The organism is Brevundimonas vesicularis (genome assembly GCF_014204545.1).
GTDB classification, from domain to species: Bacteria; Pseudomonadota; Alphaproteobacteria; order Caulobacterales; family Caulobacteraceae; genus Brevundimonas; species Brevundimonas vesicularis_B.
The window spans coordinates 176,767-194,344 of sequence record NZ_JACHLJ010000001.1 but is presented as its reverse complement, the minus strand read 5'-3'; the positions used below and the strand labels follow the sequence as shown (position 1 = coordinate 194,344).

Sequence of the window (17,578 nt, the reverse complement as noted above, 5' to 3'; positions counted from 1 at the left end):
CGAGGATCAGAAAACGCTGAACGCCCTGCTGACCCGCTTGATCGCCGGCCTGAACGGCTAGGTCAGATCCGGCCGCGCAGAACGGCCCACAGCAGGCGCAGCCGCTTCAACGGTTCGGGCCGGTTCGGGTCGGCCAGGGCGGCGTGGGCGACGGCGGGGAAGCCGACCGGCGGCAGACGCTTCAGCGCGGTGTTGGCGGCGGATCGCAGGGCCGCCGCCTCTTCTGCTCGGCCGGTCTGGGCCAGTCCCCAGACACGGCCCGCGTCGGCGACGGCCGTGTCGTGGCCCTCGCCTGCCAGCATTCGCACCCCGACCTGCATCGGCCCGACGTAGAAGGCGTCCAGGTCGTGCGGTTCTTCGCGCACACGGCCGATATGGGCCTCGATCAGGGCGTCGAACGGGGCGCGATCCAGGCCGTGGCGGGCGACGAGGTCGGTCAGGGCCTCCAGCACCGGATGGCCCTTGCGCGGCGCCCCGGCGAACACACCGTCCATCTGTTCCGCCCACCAGGTGTAGCGCATCTCGGCCAGCAGCGGCTGGGTCACGCGCGCGGGGATGGTCGTCAGCTCGGCCTCGAAGGCGTAGAGCGCGATCAGGTCGGCGCGGGCGCGCACATCCGCGACCAGGCGGCTGGACAGCCAGCGGTCGAGGTCGGCGGTGCGGACCTGTTGGTCGAGGGTATCCGCAGCCTCGGTCAAGCTGCGCGCGACACCGCGAAATCGGCGAGGTCTTCCAAAGCCGTGCGCCAGTCGCTGGACGGCAGAACCGACAGGGCCGCCTTGGCCTGATCGGCATAGTCGCCGGCCAGGTCCAGCGTCGCGCCGATGGCGCCCGAACCGATGATCAGTTCGCGGGCGCGGGTGAAGTCTTCGGGCGTGCGCTCGCCCTTGGTCACGGTGCGCTCCCAGAAGGCCTCTTCACGGCCCTTGGTGCGGGCGACGGCCAGCAGCAGCGGCAGGGTCGCCTTGCCCTCGTTGAAGTCGTCGCCGGCGTTCTTGCCCAGGGCCTCGGCAGTCGCACCGTAATCCAGCGCGTCGTCGGCCAGCTGGAAGGCGATGCCCAGGGCCATGCCGTAGTCGCGCAAAGCCTTGGTCGCGGCCGGATCGCCGCCGGCGCCCACAGCGCCCGCCTCGGCGGCGGCGGCGAACAGTTCGGCGGTCTTGGCCGAGATGATCTGCAGATAGGTGGCCTGGTCCAGATTAAGGTCGTGGGCGCGCGTCAGCTGGAGCACCTCGCCCTCGGAGATGACCCGCGAAGCCTCGGCCAGAATGCCCAGGGCGCGCATCGAATCTGTCTCGACCATCAGTTCGAAGGCGCGGGCGAACAGGAAGTCGCCGACCAGGACGCTGGTCGGGGCGCCCCAGATCAGGTGGGCCGCGACCTTGCCGCGACGCAGTTCGGACGCATCGACGATGTCGTCATGCAGGAGAGTGGCGGTGTGAATGAACTCGACCGCAGCGGCCAACTTGCGCGGCGCTACGATGTCGTCCGTCGCGCCCACGGCGCGCGCGGCGGCGACGGTCATCAGGGGGCGCAGACGCTTTCCGCCGGCCGACACGAGATGCTCAGCCAGTTTCGGGATGATCGGCACGTCCGACTGCATCCGATCCAGGATTAGGGCGTCCACAGCCGCCATATCGACCTCAGCCAGCCGGACAAGGGCGTTGACGTCCCCCTTCGGGCGGTGAGCGGCGGCGATGGCGACGTCCAAACGAATACTCTTTCACTGGCGCGGCGGGCCGCGGGAATGGCTTTTTGCGGCCGGGCCGGCTTGCCCCCGCGAGTTGCGGCGCACAATGATGTTCGACCCCTTGAGGGTCAAGGAGATTGAGGCTTGGAGCCGGTCGAAACCCTGCCGACGACGATCGTCGAGAACGGCCTGTTGAACGGCCGGGTGCGCTTGCGTCAACCCGCGCGCGGCTATCGCGCCGGGATGGATGCAGCTTTGCTGGCGGCGGCGGTCCCGGCCGAGGCGGGTCAGAGCGTGATCGAGGCGGGCTGTGGGGCGGGCGCGGTCCTGATGCAGATCGCGTCGCGACGGCCCGGCGTGACCCTGACGGGACTGGAGCGCGATCCGGCGATGGCGGCGCTGGCGACCGAGAATGCGGCGCTGAACGGCGCAGCCGGATCCGCCGTGATTCGTCAGGGCGACGTGGCGGCCGGGTTTCGGGCCCTGCGCTTGGAGCCGGCCGACTGGGCCATATCCAATCCCCCCTTCTTCGATGACGCCACGGCGTTGCGCGCCCCAGCCGAGGGCAAGCGGGGCGCCTGGATGGCCGACGATGGGCTGAAGGCGTGGACCGATTTCCTGTTGAAGGCGGTGAAGGAAGGCGGACGCATCGTGGTCGTTCACCGCGCCGACCGGTTGGCCGATCTGCTGGCTCTGTTGGGCGAAAAGGCGGGGTCGTTCGCCGTGCGGCCCATCCATCCCTTCGCGGACGAGCCGGCCAAGCGGGTTCTGGTGCACGCCATCAAAACCGGGCGCGCGCCGCTGCGGCTGTTGCCGCCGCTGATCCTGCACGACCGCGAGGGCGGCAAGCACACCCCTCAGGCCGAGGCCATCCTGCGCGGCGAGGCGTCGCTGGGATGGTGATCGGGTGGTCAATCGCGACCGGAACGCCTAAATGCCGCCTCCTGACGAAATAGAGCCCGCCCCGTGTCACCCGACGACCTTCCGCATGATCTTCAAGACGGCCTGATCGCCGTCGGCGAGGCCGCGCGCGACCTGCGCGAGCCGTGGTGGATCTTCGGCGGAGCGGCCATGGCGCTCTATGGCCTGACCGACATCCATGTGCCCGACATCGACGTGCTGTGCGCGCCGCGGGATGCGCGCAGCCTGCTGGGCGCGCTGGGCGGCGTGGTGATACCCGATCCGGGCGAAGGTCTGTTCCGCTCCGCCGTCTTCGGGCGCGCGCCGGACCAGCCGATCCTGGTCGAGGTCATGGCTGATCTGGAGACCCGCGACGGCGGCGACTGGACCCCGGTCGCCTTCGGCTCGCGCCGCCGCGTCTTCGTCGAGGACACGCCCCTGTTCGTCCCGGACATCCGTGACCACATCGCCCTGTATCGCCTATTCGGCCGCCCCAAGGATCTGGCGCGCGTCGAACAGCTTGAACGACTGATCGCCTGAATGCCTTTCCCCTTCCAGATTTCCGCCACCGAGGGCCGCGCCCGCACCGGGGTGCTGAAGACCGCGCGCGGCGACATCCGCACCCCCGCCTTCATGCCGGTCGGCACCGCCGCCACGGTCAAGGCGATGACGGTGGATCAGGTCAAGGCGACCGGCGCCGACATCCTGCTGGGCAACACCTATCACCTGATGCTGCGGCCTGGGCCCGAGCGGATGGAGCGTCTGGGCGGGCTTCACACGTTCATGGGCTGGGACAAGCCGATTCTGACCGACAGCGGCGGGTTCCAGGTCATGTCCCTGGCCGGCATCTCCAAGGTCAAGGAGGAGGCCGTAACCTTCTCCAGCCATATCGACGGCTCCAAACACGTTCTGACCCCCGAACGCTCGATCGAAATTCAGGCCGACCGGATCGGCGCCGACATCTCGATGCAGCTGGACCAGTGCGTCGCGTATCCGGCCGAAAAGGATGCGGCCAGAAAGGCCATGGAGCTGTCGATCCGCTGGGGCGCGCGGTCCAAGGCCCGTTTCGGCGAGCGTGAAAACCAGGCCCTGTTCGGCATCCAGCAGGGGTCTACTTTCGAGGACCTGCGCCGCCAATCGTCGGAGCAGTTGCAAGAGATCGGCTTCGACGGCTACGCCATCGGCGGTCTGGCGGTCGGCGAAGGCCACCAGGCCATGTGCGAGGTTCTGGACTATGCGCCCGAAATGCTGCCGGTCGACCGTCCGCGTTATCTGATGGGCGTGGGCAAGCCGATCGACCTGGTCGAGGCGGTGTATCGCGGCGTGGACATGTTCGACTGCGTCCTGCCGACCCGCGCCGGCCGTCACGGTCAGGCCTGGACGTGGGACGGACCCCTGAACCTGAAGAACGCCCGGTTCGCCGAGGATCAGGACCCGCTGGACCCGACCATCGACGGCCCGTCGGCGCAGTATTCGAAGGCCTACCTGCACCACCTGATCCGCGCCGACGAAATCTTGGGGAAGGTGCTGCTGAGCTGGCACAACATCGCCTTTTATCAGGCGCTGACGGCGACCATGCGTATGGCGATTTCCGAGGGCCGGTTCGAACAGTTCAGGCGCGACTTCCACGCGCGCCACACGTTAAACGGCTGACGCCTAGGGGTGCGGTCTGAACCAGCTGGGCGCCGCCGGCGGCGCGCAGTTCCGCTGCATGCCCATGCCCTTCAGGAAGGCGCGGCGCATCCGGCCGGATTGGATGGCCGACTGAACGTGCTTTGAATGCTGTTCGGCGCCGCTCAATCGACGGATCCAGTTTCGGCCCGGAATAAAGTCGGTCGTCGTGTCGCGAATGGCGTTCAACGCCGCCTTGGCGGCTGCATCGGCCGCCCGCTCGCTGAGATAGGAGCCGTCCTGACGCAGCGGTTCGTCGGTGTCGGGCCCCAGCGCCTCGTCCAACCTTGCGACCTCTGCGCCGATGGTCGTGCACTGATTCAGGTTGCGCAGGTCGTAGGGATTGGCTTCGGCTTGAAGCAGGACCGTCGGGATCATCTGACGACGAAGGTTGAAGTCTTCCAGCGGAGCCGTCGCCGCCGCCGCAAAGCCCGCCCCGACCTGTTCGGCGCCGCCAATCGCCGACCGACCGGCGTTGCAACCGGAGAGCGCAACAAGGCTGACCGCGAGAAGAAGGCGTTTCATGGGACGGCTTAGACCACGCCTGGGCTGGCGATCAAAGCGTAGCGGCGGAAGCGCTCGGTAACGAAGGATTCTCTGATTTCATGTCACTTTGACCGGTCTTTGGAGTTCGGTCGTGCCTTACATCGCCAAGAGCCTGGAAGCCCTGGACGCCCCTGCCGGACCGTTCCAACGCCTTACGGAACTGGCCTGCACGGTTTTTGATGCGCCCGCTGCGGTAGTCACCTTAGTCAGCGGCGACAACGCCGTCCTGTGGTGCACCGACCGCGAAGTGGTCCAGCGGCTGCCCCGCGAGCGCACCCTCGGCGATCGTCTGCTGCGCCAGGGCAAGGGCGCCGTCCTCGTGGTCGAAAACGGCCTGGCGGATCCGGTCGCGCGCAATCATTTTCTGGTGGCGGCGCCCTATAATCTGCGTTTCTACGCCGGCGTAACAATCTGCGCGCCCGACGGTCAGCCGCTGGGCGCCTTCGGCGTCATGGATCGCCAGCCCCGCCCTCACCCCTCCGACTCCCAGATTGCGACGCTGCGCACGCTGGGCGCCATGGCCGAAGACATCATCGCTGCGTTGGAAATCGGCCGCGTTAGCGATGAACGCCACGGCACGCTAGAACTGGTCGAAAACATGGCCGGCGTCGGTCATTGGCGGTTGGAGCTGGCCACCGGCAGGGTTCATTGGTCTAACGAGGTGTTCCGCATCCATGGTCTGGATCGTGCGACCTTCGATCCGCAGGTCGATTCAGCCGTCGACCGCTATCATCCCGATGACAGGCCCGGTCTGTTGGCGGCGATCGCTCACTCGACCGAAACCGGCGACGGTTTCGAAAGACGTCTTCGGCTGATCCGCGCCGATGGCGAGGAGCGCGCGGTTCTGACCCAGGCGCGCACCGAACGTGACGACGCAGGGGTCGTAAAGATCCTTTACGGCGTGTTTCAGGACATCACCGACCAACAGGCCCAGATCGCCCGAGCTCAGCGTGACGAGGCGCGCTATCGGCTGTTAGCCGAAAATGTGGGCGACGTGATCACCCGCGTTCGCCCGGACGGCACCAGCAAATACATCTCGCCGGCGATCGAAAGCCTGCTCGGCTGGACCACCGAAGAGATGAACGGTCGGCCCATGGACTATGTCCATCCTGATGATCGGGAAATGGTGACCCGGGCCGTGCTGGGCACCATCCACACCAAGGAGCCGTGCCGGCTGGAGCACCGCGCCCTTCATCGCGACGGTTCGATCGTCTGGGTCGAATGCACCTTCCGCGCCCTGGACGCCGAAGCGGGCAAGCCGTCGGAGGTGGTGGTGGTGATCCGTGACATGACGGATCGCAAGATCCTGGCCGACGAATTGGTCACCGCGCGCGACCGAGCCGAGGCGGCTGCGGCGGCCAAGAGCGAGTTCCTGGCGAACATGAGCCATGAACTGCGCACGCCCCTGACCAGCGTCATCGGTTTTTCAAACCTGCTGAAGGCCAGCGAGGCCTTGCCCGAAGCCGAGAAGGGCTATGTCGCGCGCATCGCCACGGCCAGCGAGGCCCTGCTGTCGGTCATCAACGACGTGCTGGACTATTCCAAGCTCGAAGCCGGCATGATCGAGCTGGAGCCCCAGCCTTTCGACCCGGCCGCCCTGGCGCACGAGACGGTCCAGATGATGGAAGCCCAGTGTCTGGCCAAGGGTCTGGTGCTGCACGTCAACCTGGCGCCGAACATGCCTGACTGCCTGATGGGGGACCCGGCCCGTCTTCGACAGATCCTGCTGAACCTGCTGGGCAATGCCGTGAAATTCACCAGCCAGGGCTCGGTCAGCCTGTCGGTCGGCGGCGCCTTGGAGGCGAACGGCGCATGGCGTCTGAAGGCCGAGGTCACCGATACGGGCATCGGCATGAGCGCTCAGACCCAGGCCCATCTGTTCGAGCGTTTCGCGCAGGCGGATCGGTCGACGACCCGGCTTTATGGCGGCACCGGCCTGGGGCTGGCGATCTCTCGACGGCTGGCGCGAGCGATGGACGGCGATATCGTCGTCACCAGCCAGCCCGGCCTGGGATCGACCTTCAAGGTGACCGTCCCCCTGCACATTGCAGAAGGCGGGTTGAAAGCCGAGGGGCCGCGCCTCAGCGTCATGCCCGAGGGCCGCGTGTTGATCGCCGACGACGCACCGGCGAACCGAGAACTGATCAGCGTCATCCTTGTCGGCATGGGACTGGAGGTCGCCACCGCCAGCGATGGAGCCGAGGCGGTGCATGCGGTGCAGTCCGAAGTCTACGACCTCGTGCTGATGGATATGCAGATGCCGGTCATGGACGGCCTGACGGCCACGCGCGAGATTCGCCGCCTCGAGCAGGGCGGCGGACGCCGACTGCCGATCATCGCCCTGTCCGCCAATGTTCGGCCGGACCAGATCCAGCTGTGCCGAGACGCCGGCATGGACGATCATCTGGCCAAGCCGCTGCAACTGCCCGCCCTGGTCGCTACCCTGTCGAAGTATCTCGACAAATCGAACGCTCCGATCGCGGCGGATACGACAGCGCCCGGTCGTTTCGCGACCCACTGAAGGCAAGGCCCGGACAGCAAAAAGCCCGCCGAAGCGGGCTTTAAATGGTACGTCCTCTCGGGCTCGAACCGAGGACCCTCTGATTAAAAGTCAGATGCTCTAACCAACTGAGCTAAGGACGCACCGCGCGACGTCCGGGCTGGCCCGAACCGTCGAAGGGCGCCTTCTGTTGTAATCCGGCCTTCCGGTCAAGACCCGGTCTGCTACTCATTAGGCATGAAACCGTTAAATGGCGTCCGCATCATCGAATTCGACGGCTTAGGGCCGGTCACCTTCGCCGGAATGATGCTGGCGGACTTGGGGGCGGAGGTGGTGCGGTTGACGCGCGACGCCTCGGCCGGACCTGCGGTCTTCGACGAGGTCGGAGGCGAGGTCCTGCATCGGGGACGAGCGGCGGTTCCGGTCGATCTGAAATCACCGGCCGATCGCGAGTGCATCCTGCAGCTGATCGATGGGGCAGACGCGGTGATCGAAGGCTTTCGGCCCGGCGTCATGGAGCGATTGGGTTATGGTCCCGACGTCCTCCAGGCGCGAAAACCCGCGCTGGTGTTCGGACGTGTGACCGGATGGGGCCAGACGGGGCCGCTGGCGAACGCGGTCGGGCACGATCTGAACTACATCGGCCTGTCCGGCGTGCTGCACGCCATGGGCGAGGCGGATCGTCCGCCCTCCCCGCCGTTGAACCTGGTCGGGGATTATGGCGGCGGGGCCATGCTGCTGGTGGTCGGGGTGCTGGCCGCGCTGGTGGAGGCCAGGACGATGGGCAAGGGACGCGTGGTCGACGCCGCCATGACGGACGGGTCGGCCCTGCTAGGCGGCCTGTTTCAGGCCTTGCGGGGTCGGGGACTGTGGAGCGACCAGCGCGGATCCAACCTGCTGGACGGGGGTGCGCCCTTCTATCGTTGCTACGCCTGTCGCGACGGCGGGTTCGTGGCGGTGGCAGCGCTGGAGCCGCGTTTCTACGCCGCGCTGCTGGCCGGCCTGGAGATCGATCCGGCCGAAGCGGTTCAATACGACATCGCCGCCTGGCCGACGCTACAAGCGCGGCTTGCGGCCCTGTTCGCAAGCCGAGACCGCGACGACTGGAGCGCCCATTTCGCCGGCACCGAAGCCTGTGTCACGCCCGTGCTCAGCCTGGCCGAGGCGCCGGATCATCCGCACAATCAGGCGCGGGGAACGTTTCACGGCGGCCTGCCGCAACCCGCGCCCCGCTTCGACGGCGTAAGTGCTGCACCCGTCCCCAAGTCCGAACTGACCTTGGCTCAAATGGTCACAAAATGGTCCGATCACGCAGGATGACCGACGCAGATTTCGGCGCTAAGGGAACAGCTTAGCGCGACAGGCGTTTGATCGGCGGAGACCGGGGACTTTCATGACACGCTCGATTTTTGTCTTGGCCGCCGTTGCAAGCGTGCTCGCGCTGTCGGCCTGCGACGATCGTCCTTCGCGTTCGGACGACGACTATCGCGAGATGTCGGTCGAGCCGGCGCCCCCGCCGGTGAAGGAAGAAGCTCCCCCGCCTGCGCCCGAGGTTCAGGACCCGACGCCCACGCCCCCACCATCGACGACGCTTCCGCCTGAGGAACGCACGTCTGAACAGTCGGTCCAGCCCGAGAGCGAGACGCTGTTCTACTGACGAACAGGTATGCCGGGGGGCGTCCTTTTGACGAAAGATCGAGTTTGACGTTCAGGCCTACCCTCCTGGTCGCCCTCGCGGCGTTTTCGGCCTGCGCCCATGCAGCGGCGGCGGAACCTCGCGCGCAGATTCGGGGCGACATGGACGGCGATCTGCGGCGGGCGCTGGAGCGGGCCGTGGGCGAGGTTGACGGCGCGCCGGCCAGCCGCTTCGAGGCCCGTCGTCGCGCCGAGAGCGCCGTGACCTCGGCGACCGCCCTGCTGCGGTCCGAAGGCTACTATCAACCGGTCGTCGAAGACATCGTCGAGGGCGAGGAGACGCCGATCGCGGTGGTCTCGGTCGAACCGGGACGCCGTTTTCTGCTGACCGATCCGACGATCCAGTGGGCTGATCCCGCGCCGGAGGCCGAGGCGGCGGACAAGGCCAAGACTGCGATCGCGTTGAAGGCGGGCGATCCAGGTAGAGCGGCAGACGTCATATCCGGCGAAGGTCGGGCCGTGGCGGTGTTGGTGCGTGACGGGTATGCCGACGCCAAGGCCAATCCGCGCCGTGTGGTGGTGGATCACGCGGCATTCACCGTCGCACCCGAGTATCGCATCGCCTCTGGTGCGCTGGTGCGTCTGGACGGCGTGCGCCTGACCAGCCAGGGCCGCACTAATCCAGCGTGGGTCGCGGGCCTGGCGCCGTGGAACGAGGGCGATCGTTACGATCCTGAGATGGTCGCGGAGCTGGAACGCCGGCTGCTGGACACCGGCGTCTATGACGGCGTCAGCGTCGCGCTGTCGCCGCTGGACCAGATCACCGCCGATGGTCATCGCCCGGTCGTGGTCAGCCTGCAGGACCGCCCCCGTCGCGTGCTGGAGGCCGGCGCCACCTGGTCGACGGCCGAGGGCGCGGGCGTGGACGTGATCCAGACCCGCTACAATCGCTTCGGCCGCGCCGACACCCTGAGGCTGGAGGCGCGACTGGCTGACATCGACAGCCGGATCGGCGCCGACCTGTCTCTGCCGCACTGGCGTCGGCCCGGCCGGACGCTCAAACTGGGCGCGGCGGTGGTCAACGAAGACACCGACGCCTATTTGCGCACCGCCGTGGTTCTGTACGCCGACTTGCAACAGCGGATCGGCAAGACCTCCTATTTCAACTACGGAATCGGGCTGGACGCCGGGCGCTACAGCGAGACTCGCTACGACTTCACCACCCTGCCGCCGCAGCGCGTGACCTTCGACCGCGATCTGGCCATCATCACCGCGCGGACCAGCGCCTACATCGACCGCTCCAACGATCCGCTGAACCGAACCAAGGGCTGGCGGGTCAATCTGGCGGTTCAGCCGACGGCGGTGACCGGCGAGAGCAACATCCTCTTCCTGCGCACCGAAACGCAGGGCACCGCTTACTTCCCGGTCGCGGGTGATCGCACCATCCTGGCCGGGCGGATGAAGATCGGCTCCATCGTCGGCGGCAGCGAGCTGAACGTGCCGGCCGACCGTCTGTTCTATTCCGGCGGCGGGGGTTCGGTGCGGGGCTATTCGTACCAGAACGTCAATCCGCAGCTGCCGGACGGCACGCCGCGGGGCGGTCTGTCGCTGTTCGAAACCTCGTTCGAGGTGCGCCAGTCGATCGGTCAGAGTTTCCAGGCCGTCGCCTTCGTCGATGCCGGGTCCGTTGGATTCCAGGAGACGCCGAACCTGACCAACATGCGCTACGGCGCGGGCGTGGGCGTGCGCTACATGCTGCCGTTCGGGCCAATCCGGGCGGATGTCGCCATGCCGCTCAACAAGCGCGAGGGCGATTCCGCCTTCCAGATCTATATCAGCATCGGGCAGGCGTTTTGACCGATACACCGCCCGAAGCCCCGCCTGAAAACGCAGCGACGCCGGCCAAGGCCGCGCGGCCCGCAAAGCCGCGTCGCAGGCTGCTCAGACGCATCGCCCTGGGCCTGGGCGTGGTGTTGGCCGGACTGCTGGTGCTGATCGCCGCCGCCCTGGTCGGGGGGCGCTACTACATCGCCTCGGACGGCGGTCGCAAAATGGTGCTGCAACGGCTTCAGGACCTGAAGATCAGCCGCTACGGCCGGCTGAAGGTCTATGGGCTGAAGGGCGACTTGCTCAGCGACTTCACCATCGACCGCATCACATTGGCCGACAGTCAGGGCATCTGGCTGGAGGCGAACAACCTCAGCATGGACTGGTCGTATCTGGCCCTGCTGGGCCGCAGCTTCCATGCGAACGACATCAAGGCCGAGACCATTCGCGTCCTGCGTCGGCCCGTGGTCGAGCCGCCCACCGGCGAGCCGCCCAGCCCCCAGCCGATCTCGGTCCGCATCGACAAGTTCGCGGCCAACATCGAACTGATGGAAGGCTTCTCAAAGGAATACGGCCGCTGGAGCCTGTCGGGGAACGCAAGCCTGCCACGCACGGGCGCCAAGAGCGCGACGGTCAACGCCGACAGCCTGAACCGGCCGGGTGACTTCCTGCGTCTGGCGGCGACCTTCGGCGGCAAGCTGGAAGACACGCGCCTGAATCTGCGCGCCAATGAGGCTCAGGGCGGACCGCTGGCGGGGGCCTTGGGCTATTCGCCCGATCAGCCCTTCTCGGCGGTTGCGGTTCTGAACGCCGACGTCGTCAATGCGCGGGTTCAGACGGGACAGTTCGTCCCCCTGATCGTCCAGGGCCATTTCGGCGCCAAGGGCTCTCGCGTCGCGGGCTTCGCCGACTTCAGCAACTCGGACCTGCTGGCACCCTTCGTGACCAAGATCGGCCGCACCGCGCGGTTCGGCTTCGCCATGGTTCCTACGCCGGACAAGGCCAGCCAGGGCGTGGCGTGGAAGCTGCTTTCCGACAACGTCCAGTCCGAGGCGCGCGGCCTGATCCGCAACTCCGATCGCAGCTCGCCCGACGGAATCAGTCTGAATATTCAGACGGCCTCGCTGAGCCGGCTGGTCGGGTCCGATGTGGCGGGACCTGCGGCCTATTCCGGCCTGTTCAAGGGCGACGCCCAGACCTGGACGCTGGACGGCCAGGTCACCCTCTTGAACGCCAATGTCGCCAGCTATCGCGCCACGCGCATCGCCGGACCGCTGAACGTCGCGGTCAAAAACGGCCGCATCGATCTGGACGGCGACATTCGCGCGAACGGCGGATCGGGCGAAGGCATCATCGGCGGCCTCTTAGGTCCCGCCCCGCGCGTGCAGATGAAGGCGGCGCGGATGAAGGACGGCGCCATCCTGCTGACCAAGGTCGATCTGCAGGGCCAGGGCCTGACGCTGAATGGCTCGGGCTCGCGCAATCTGCTGGGCGGGATGAACTTCCGCGGCGAGGCGCAACTGACCGACGCTAGGCGCGTGCTGCCTGACGCGCGCGGCGCCTTCGGCGGTCCGATCCGGGCCTCGTCGGCGCGGGCCGGCGCGCCGTGGATGCTGAACTTCGACGGACGGGGCCGCAACCTGACTGTGGGTCTGGACGAACTGGATCGCCTGCTCGGCAAGACGCCGCGCCTGCAACTGGCCGGCAAGCTGAACGGCGGACGCATCGAGGTCGAGCGCGGTGAACTGACCGGCGCGGCCGGTCGCGCGGGGGCCAAGGGCATTATCGAAACAGCTGGTAAGCTGAGGCTGGCGCTGGACTGGAACGCGCGTGGCCCGTTCGCGGCCGGGCCGGTCGAGATCGGCGGCGACATGAACGGACGCGGCGCCCTGACCGGCACACTGGCCCAGCCGCGCGTCGATCTGACTGCCGGCTTCCAGCAGGTCACGGCCGGCGCTCTGACGCTGAAAAACGCCGACCTGACGCTCAGCTTCCGCAAGGGCGCAGATGCGTCGGACGGGCGGATTTCGGTGGTCAGCGGCTCGAACTATGGTCCGGCGCGCGCCTCGGGCAACTTCTTCCTGGGCGGCAAGCGCATCCGATTGAGCGATCTGGACGTGGACGCCGGCGGCGTGACGGCCAGGGGCTCCATCGCCCTGTCCGACAGCATTCCCTCCAGCGCGGACCTGACCTTCTCGGCGCGCGCGGGGGCCTTCCTGGCTTCGGGCGAAGCCAACGGACGGGTGCGGCTGACCGACGGCGGCGGATCGGACAGCGCCATTCTGGACGTCAGCGGTCGCAATGTCCGGCTGGCGGGTCAGAGCTGGATCATTCGCAATCTGGATCTGGACGGGCGCGGCACGCTGAACAACCTGCCCTTCACCCTGGCGCTAGACGTGGGCGGCCCCAACCCGGCCCAATTCAACGGCACGGGCGTCTATTCCCGGCAGAATACGACGCACGGTCTGACGCTTCGCGGCGGCGGCCGGGTGCGCGAGGTGGCCTTCACGACCCGCAGTCCCGCCTCGATCACCCTGAACGGCGCCACCCGCACGGCGCATCTGGATCTGGGCGTGGGCGGCGGCGTGCTGCTGGCCGACCTGCGTCAGGATGCGCGCGGCGCCGCGATCCAGGCCGACCTCACGCGGGTCGATCTGGGCTCCATCTCGCCTGAACTACGCGGCAGCGTGACCGGTCAAATCGCCCTGCGCGGCGCCGGCAGCGACCTGTCGGGCACAGCCAATATCGCGCTCCAGAACGTGCGCAGCATTGATGCTCCGCGAGGCCTGGCCGTCGACGGACGCGTAGACGCCACCCTGGCGGGCGACCGGTTGAGCATCAAGGCGACGGCCGTCGACGAGGGCGCGGTTCAGGCCTCGGCTGACGTCGTCCTGCCGGTCGAGGCCTCGGCCGCGCCGCTGCGGCTGGCCATCGCCCGGACGCGCGAGATGTCGGGCCGGGTGTCGATCAACGGCCAGATCCAGCCGATCTGGGACCTGTTCCTGGGCGGCGACCGCAGCCTGGCCGGTCAGGTGGCGGGTCAGGCGACGATCGGCGGGACGCTGAACGCGCCGCGTCTGAACGGCCGGTTCGATCTGAGCCAAGGCTCCTATCGCGAGAATGCGGTCGGTTTGGTGCTGAGCGACCTGACGCTGCGGACGCGCTTCGATGACACGGCCGCCCAGATCGAGACCTTTACGGCCAATGACGGCAAGGGCGGCACAGTGTCCGGCCAGGGCCGCATCGGTCTGCGCCAGGGGTCGGGATCGAACGCGCAACTGATGCTGAACCGCTTCCGGGTCATCGACAACGATATCGCCGAGGCGCGCGCCTCGGGCCCGATCACCATCGTTCGCGGCGCCGACGGCAATATTCAGCTGGGCGGCCGGATCGATATCGACGAGGCCAAGATCGAACCGGAACTGCCCGGCGCGACCGGCATCGTCTCGATGGATGTGGTCGAGATCAATCGTCCCGGCGGCGATCCGGAGGAGACCGAGCAGAAGGCGCGCGGCCCGCAGATCGGCATGGACATCGTCCTGCGATCCAGCGGCGGCAAGGTGCGGGTCAACGGTCGCGGCCTGAACGTGATCCTGGACGTGAACGCCCGGGTGCGCGGCACGATCGCCCAGCCGCAGCTGACCGGGACGGCCAATGTGGTGCGCGGCGATTATGAGTTCGCGGGCAAGCGGTTTGTGTTCGACGACACCGGACGCGTCACCCTGTCCACCGATCCCAAGCAAATCCGTCTGAACCTGGCGGCGACGCGTGAGGACGCGGCCCTGACCGCCTCGATCAACGTCACCGGAACGGCCGCCGAACCGAAGATCGCCCTGACCTCCACCCCGTCCCTGCCCCAGGACGAAATCCTGTCGCAGGTGTTGTTCGGACGGTCGGCGTCGCAGCTGTCGGCCTTCGAGGCGGCGCAGCTGGCGGCCGGGGTCGCGGCCCTGGCGGGCGGCGGCGGATTCGACGTGATCGGCAACCTGCGCGAACTGGCGGGGCTGGACCGGCTGTCGTTCGGCGGCGACGCGTCTGCGGTCACGGTCGCGGGTGGGCGCTACATCACCGACGACGTCTATCTGGAGGTCATCGGCGGCGGTCAGAACGGTGCGGCGGTCAAGGTCGAATGGCAGCCTCGGCGCAACGTCGCCATCGCCTCGCAGTTCGGCGGCCAGGGCCAGACCAGTCTGGCGATCCGCTGGCGTCACGAAAGCCGCGAGGCGGGCGACCGTCGTCCGAACCGGGGCGGCCGCAACCGGTAGGTGCGGCGCCCCATGCACAGCTTAATTGCACGGGCCATAAATCGTGCAACGGCGTGCAATTCGACCAGCGCGCGGTTGTTTCCATGGATTAAAAAGGTTTGGGCGAATTGCACTGCGCTACGACGTGCAATTCTACCGCAGCAGTCACAGCGTCTCGTCTGGGGTTGGCGATGTCAAAGACCGGGCGCCGAATATAAGCCCGTTCGACATCGCGCTCAGATAAAAGCCGATCCCAGCCTTCAAGCCACGGAAAAGACGTAGGTTTGTCTCTGCACCTGTGCTGGCTGCGAGGCGCAACCCGTCAGCCGGAGGCTAAAGAATCTCCAGCACCCGCTCGACCGGGCGGCCGATCACGGCGCTCTTGCCCGTCTCGACGATCGGACGTTCGATCAGGATCGGCTGAGCGATCACTGCGGCCAGTATGGCTTCGTCATCTGCGCCGGCGTCTAGCAGAGCCTTGGCGTCTGCCTCCTTTTTACGCAGCAGGCCGGACAAACCGACGCCGGTTCTGGACGCCAATCGCTCAAGCGTTTCGCGGTCCCATCCGGTCTTCAGATATTCGACCACCGTCGGCTCGACGCCCTGCTCGCGCAGCAGAGCCAAGGCGTTGCGTGACGTGCTGCATTTCGGATTGTGGTAGAGGACGACCGACATCACGCCTCCTGCTTCAGGCGATGCAGCAGCATGGCGCCCTGAAGCGACGCGACATAGATCACGCCTGACACGATCATGGCGGGCCAGGTCGTCAGGTTGATCCACAGCGGAAGGTCCGGCGACGGCATGGTCCTCAGTAGCCGCATGCCAAGATTGGCCACCACGCTGTAGGCGATTACCGCCAGCATTATGATCGGTATGGCGCGCGTCATCATGCGCCACTGAACCACCGCCAAGACGCCGTAGAGCAGGACGGAGAAGATGGCGCTCGAGGCGATCAAGTAGGGCCACATGACCTTCATGAACTCGCGTTGCATCGCAGCCTGATCCGCCGACAAACCCATCTTGGCGTACTCCGCGCTCATCGCCGTCTCGAACCAGCCCGAGGTGAACATCCACCAGGTCGGGATCAGGCCGACGATCAGGGCGATGACCAGGCCGATCACCATCGACCGCGCCGAACGCTGGGCCTCGGCCATGCCGCGCGGCAGCTTCAGCGGGTTCATGGCGCGGAGCCAGAGGTCGATCTTGTTGCGTTGCATTGGGGCCCTCGTTTCGAGCGGAACCTAGCGGTGATCGGCGACGACTTACAGGCCCCGACCTTCACCTTTGGAAGCGAGGCGTCTAGGGTCCGGCCGATGCGGATTCTGACCTCGGACCAGGCCGTCCTCGACCACGTCGCCGCGCGACGCGAGACGATCATCGGCCGCACCATCGACTGGGCCAACATCAACTCCGGCAGCCGCAACGCCGCCGGGCTGAATGCTGTGCTGGATGTTCTGGAAGCGGCGGCGAGCGCCCTACCCGCAAGGGTCGAACGCGTCCCGACACAGGGTTCGACCACCGTCGCCGACGACGGATCGGTACGGACCGAGGCCCATGCCGACGCGCTGAAGATCACCGCCCGGCCAGATGCGCCGATCCAGGTCGTGCTGACCGGCCACTATGACACCGTCTTCCCCGCCGACAGCCGGTTCCAGACCGTCACCACGCGCGCCGACGGCGCCCTGAACGGGCCGGGCGTCGCCGACATGAAGGGCGGGATCAGCGTGCTATTGGCCGCGCTGGAGGCGTTCGAAACCCATCCAGACAGACACGGCGTCGGCTGGACCGTGCTGCTGAGCCCCGACGAGGAAATCGGCTCGCCGGCGTCCGCCCCGCTGCTGGCCGAGCTGGGCGCGCGCGGCCATGTCGGCCTGACCTACGAGCCGGCGCTGGCGGACGGCACGCTGGCGGGGGCGCGCAAGGGCAGCGGCAACTATCATCTGATCGTGACGGGCCGCGCCGCGCACGCCGGCCGCGCCTTCGACGAAGGCCGCAATGCGGTAGCCGGCGCCGCCATCATCGCCGCAGCCCTGCACGGCCTGAACGGTCAGCACGAGGGCGTGACCGTCAACGTCGCCAAGATTTCGGGCGGCGGCGCGCTGAACGTCGTCGCCGATAACGCCGTGGTGCGGTTCAACGTCCGGGTGCCGGACAGGGCGGCGGCCGACTGGATCGACGCATCGGTGCGGGCCATCGCCGCGACGCCGCCGTTCGAGGGCCTGACGCTGGATCTGCACGGCGGCTTCACCCGTGCGCCCAAACCGATGGACGCCGCCCAAACCGCTCTGTTCGAGGCGGTGAAGGAAGCCGGCGCCCTGCTGGGCCAGCCCATCGCCTGGAAACCCTCGGGCGGGGTGTGCGAGGGCAACAATCTGCACGCCGCCGGCCTACCCAATATCGACACCCTGGGCGTCCGCGGCGGCGACATCCATTCGGATCAGGAGTTCGCCTGGCCCGATAGCTTCGTCGAGCGCGCCCAGCTGAGCGCCCTGATCCTGTGCAAGATCGCATCGGGTGAAATCGACGCCGCCAAACTGAAGTCCCTGCGGATGGAAACCCTGTAGA

The 17,578-nt window shown here is 67.4% G+C and carries 14 protein-coding genes and 1 tRNA gene; 9 read left to right on the top strand and 6 right to left on the bottom strand.

Going from position 1 to position 17,578, the window contains the following annotated elements:
• Window positions 1-62 precede the first annotated feature (62 nt).
• Together HNP47_RS00935 and HNP47_RS00930 are read right to left on the bottom strand one after the other, a co-directional pair.
• The gene (locus HNP47_RS00935) at window positions 63-698 is read right to left on the bottom strand and encodes a squalene/phytoene synthase family protein (protein ID WP_184277633.1); all 636 of its coding nucleotides are present in this window, start codon (window positions 696-698) and stop codon (window positions 63-65) included.
• Complete coding sequence (locus tag HNP47_RS00930) at window positions 695-1,636, bottom strand: polyprenyl synthetase family protein (RefSeq protein ID WP_260394661.1); 942 nt, start codon at window positions 1,634-1,636, stop codon at window positions 695-697. Before HNP47_RS00930 ends, HNP47_RS00935 begins: the two co-directional genes overlap by 4 nt.
• A 198-nt stretch (window positions 1,637-1,834) precedes the next feature.
• On the opposite strand from HNP47_RS00930, the gene HNP47_RS00925 reads away from it, so the two are divergent.
• The 3 genes from HNP47_RS00925 (at window position 1,835) to tgt (ending at window position 4,243) form a co-directional block, all read left to right on the top strand.
• Window positions 1,835-2,593 (top strand): tRNA1(Val) (adenine(37)-N6)-methyltransferase, encoded by a 759-nt coding sequence (locus HNP47_RS00925; RefSeq protein ID WP_184277629.1) that lies wholly within the window; start codon window positions 1,835-1,837, stop codon window positions 2,591-2,593.
• 63 nt (window positions 2,594-2,656) lie between these two features.
• Window positions 2,657-3,130, top strand: coding sequence for a hypothetical protein (locus tag HNP47_RS00920; RefSeq protein WP_161638665.1), 474 nt, complete (start codon window positions 2,657-2,659; stop codon window positions 3,128-3,130).
• Window positions 3,131-4,243 carry a tRNA guanosine(34) transglycosylase Tgt gene (gene tgt, locus HNP47_RS00915; protein ID WP_184277627.1) on the top strand — a complete coding sequence of 371 codons (1,113 nt, stop codon included), beginning with the start codon at window positions 3,131-3,133 and terminating at the stop codon, window positions 4,241-4,243.
• Between the two features lie 3 nt (window positions 4,244-4,246).
• On the opposite strand, the gene HNP47_RS00910 is transcribed toward tgt, so the two are convergent.
• Window positions 4,247-4,786, bottom strand: a complete 540-nt coding sequence (locus tag HNP47_RS00910) for a hypothetical protein (RefSeq protein WP_184277625.1) — start codon at window positions 4,784-4,786, stop codon at window positions 4,247-4,249.
• Window positions 4,787-4,898: 112 nt separating this feature from the next.
• Between HNP47_RS00910 and HNP47_RS00905 the strand changes: the two genes are divergently transcribed.
• Window positions 4,899-7,328 (top strand): PAS domain-containing protein, encoded by a 2,430-nt coding sequence (locus tag HNP47_RS00905; protein WP_184277623.1) that lies wholly within the window; start codon window positions 4,899-4,901, stop codon window positions 7,326-7,328.
• Between the two features lie 45 nt (window positions 7,329-7,373).
• Here HNP47_RS00905 and HNP47_RS00900 read toward each other — a convergent pair.
• Window positions 7,374-7,450 (bottom strand) — tRNA-Lys (locus tag HNP47_RS00900).
• 94 nt (window positions 7,451-7,544) lie between these two features.
• Between HNP47_RS00900 and HNP47_RS00895 the strand changes: the two genes are divergently transcribed.
• The 4 genes from HNP47_RS00895 to HNP47_RS00880 all read left to right on the top strand — a co-directional run bounded on the left by HNP47_RS00895 (window position 7,545) and on the right by HNP47_RS00880 (window position 15,034).
• Window positions 7,545-8,627, top strand: coding sequence for a CaiB/BaiF CoA-transferase family protein (locus HNP47_RS00895; RefSeq protein WP_184277621.1), 1,083 nt, complete (start codon window positions 7,545-7,547; stop codon window positions 8,625-8,627).
• Between the two features lie 73 nt (window positions 8,628-8,700).
• Entirely contained in the window at window positions 8,701-8,964 is a 264-nt protein-coding gene (locus HNP47_RS00890) for a hypothetical protein (protein ID WP_184277619.1), read from the top strand.
• A gap of 44 nt (window positions 8,965-9,008) precedes the next feature.
• Window positions 9,009-10,799, top strand: coding sequence for an autotransporter assembly complex family protein (locus HNP47_RS00885; protein ID WP_184277617.1), 1,791 nt, complete (start codon window positions 9,009-9,011; stop codon window positions 10,797-10,799).
• Window positions 10,796-15,034 (top strand): translocation/assembly module TamB domain-containing protein, encoded by a 4,239-nt coding sequence (locus HNP47_RS00880; protein ID WP_184277615.1) that lies wholly within the window; start codon window positions 10,796-10,798, stop codon window positions 15,032-15,034. The genes HNP47_RS00885 and HNP47_RS00880 overlap by 4 nt, the downstream gene beginning before the upstream one ends.
• 312 nt (window positions 15,035-15,346) lie before the next feature.
• On the opposite strand, the gene arsC is transcribed toward HNP47_RS00880, so the two are convergent.
• Together arsC and HNP47_RS00870 are read right to left on the bottom strand one after the other, a co-directional pair.
• Window positions 15,347-15,688, bottom strand: a complete 342-nt coding sequence (gene arsC / locus HNP47_RS00875) for an arsenate reductase (glutaredoxin) (RefSeq protein ID WP_184277612.1) — start codon at window positions 15,686-15,688, stop codon at window positions 15,347-15,349.
• Window positions 15,688-16,230, bottom strand: a complete 543-nt coding sequence (locus HNP47_RS00870) for a hypothetical protein (RefSeq protein ID WP_184277610.1) — start codon at window positions 16,228-16,230, stop codon at window positions 15,688-15,690. Before HNP47_RS00870 ends, arsC begins: the two co-directional genes overlap by 1 nt.
• Before the next feature lie 96 nt (window positions 16,231-16,326).
• Here HNP47_RS00870 and HNP47_RS00865 point away from each other — a divergent pair, with 96 nt between their 5' ends.
• Window positions 16,327-17,577, top strand: coding sequence for a hydrolase (locus HNP47_RS00865; protein ID WP_184277608.1), 1,251 nt, complete (start codon window positions 16,327-16,329; stop codon window positions 17,575-17,577).
• The last annotated feature ends 1 nt before the right edge of the window (window position 17,578 follow it).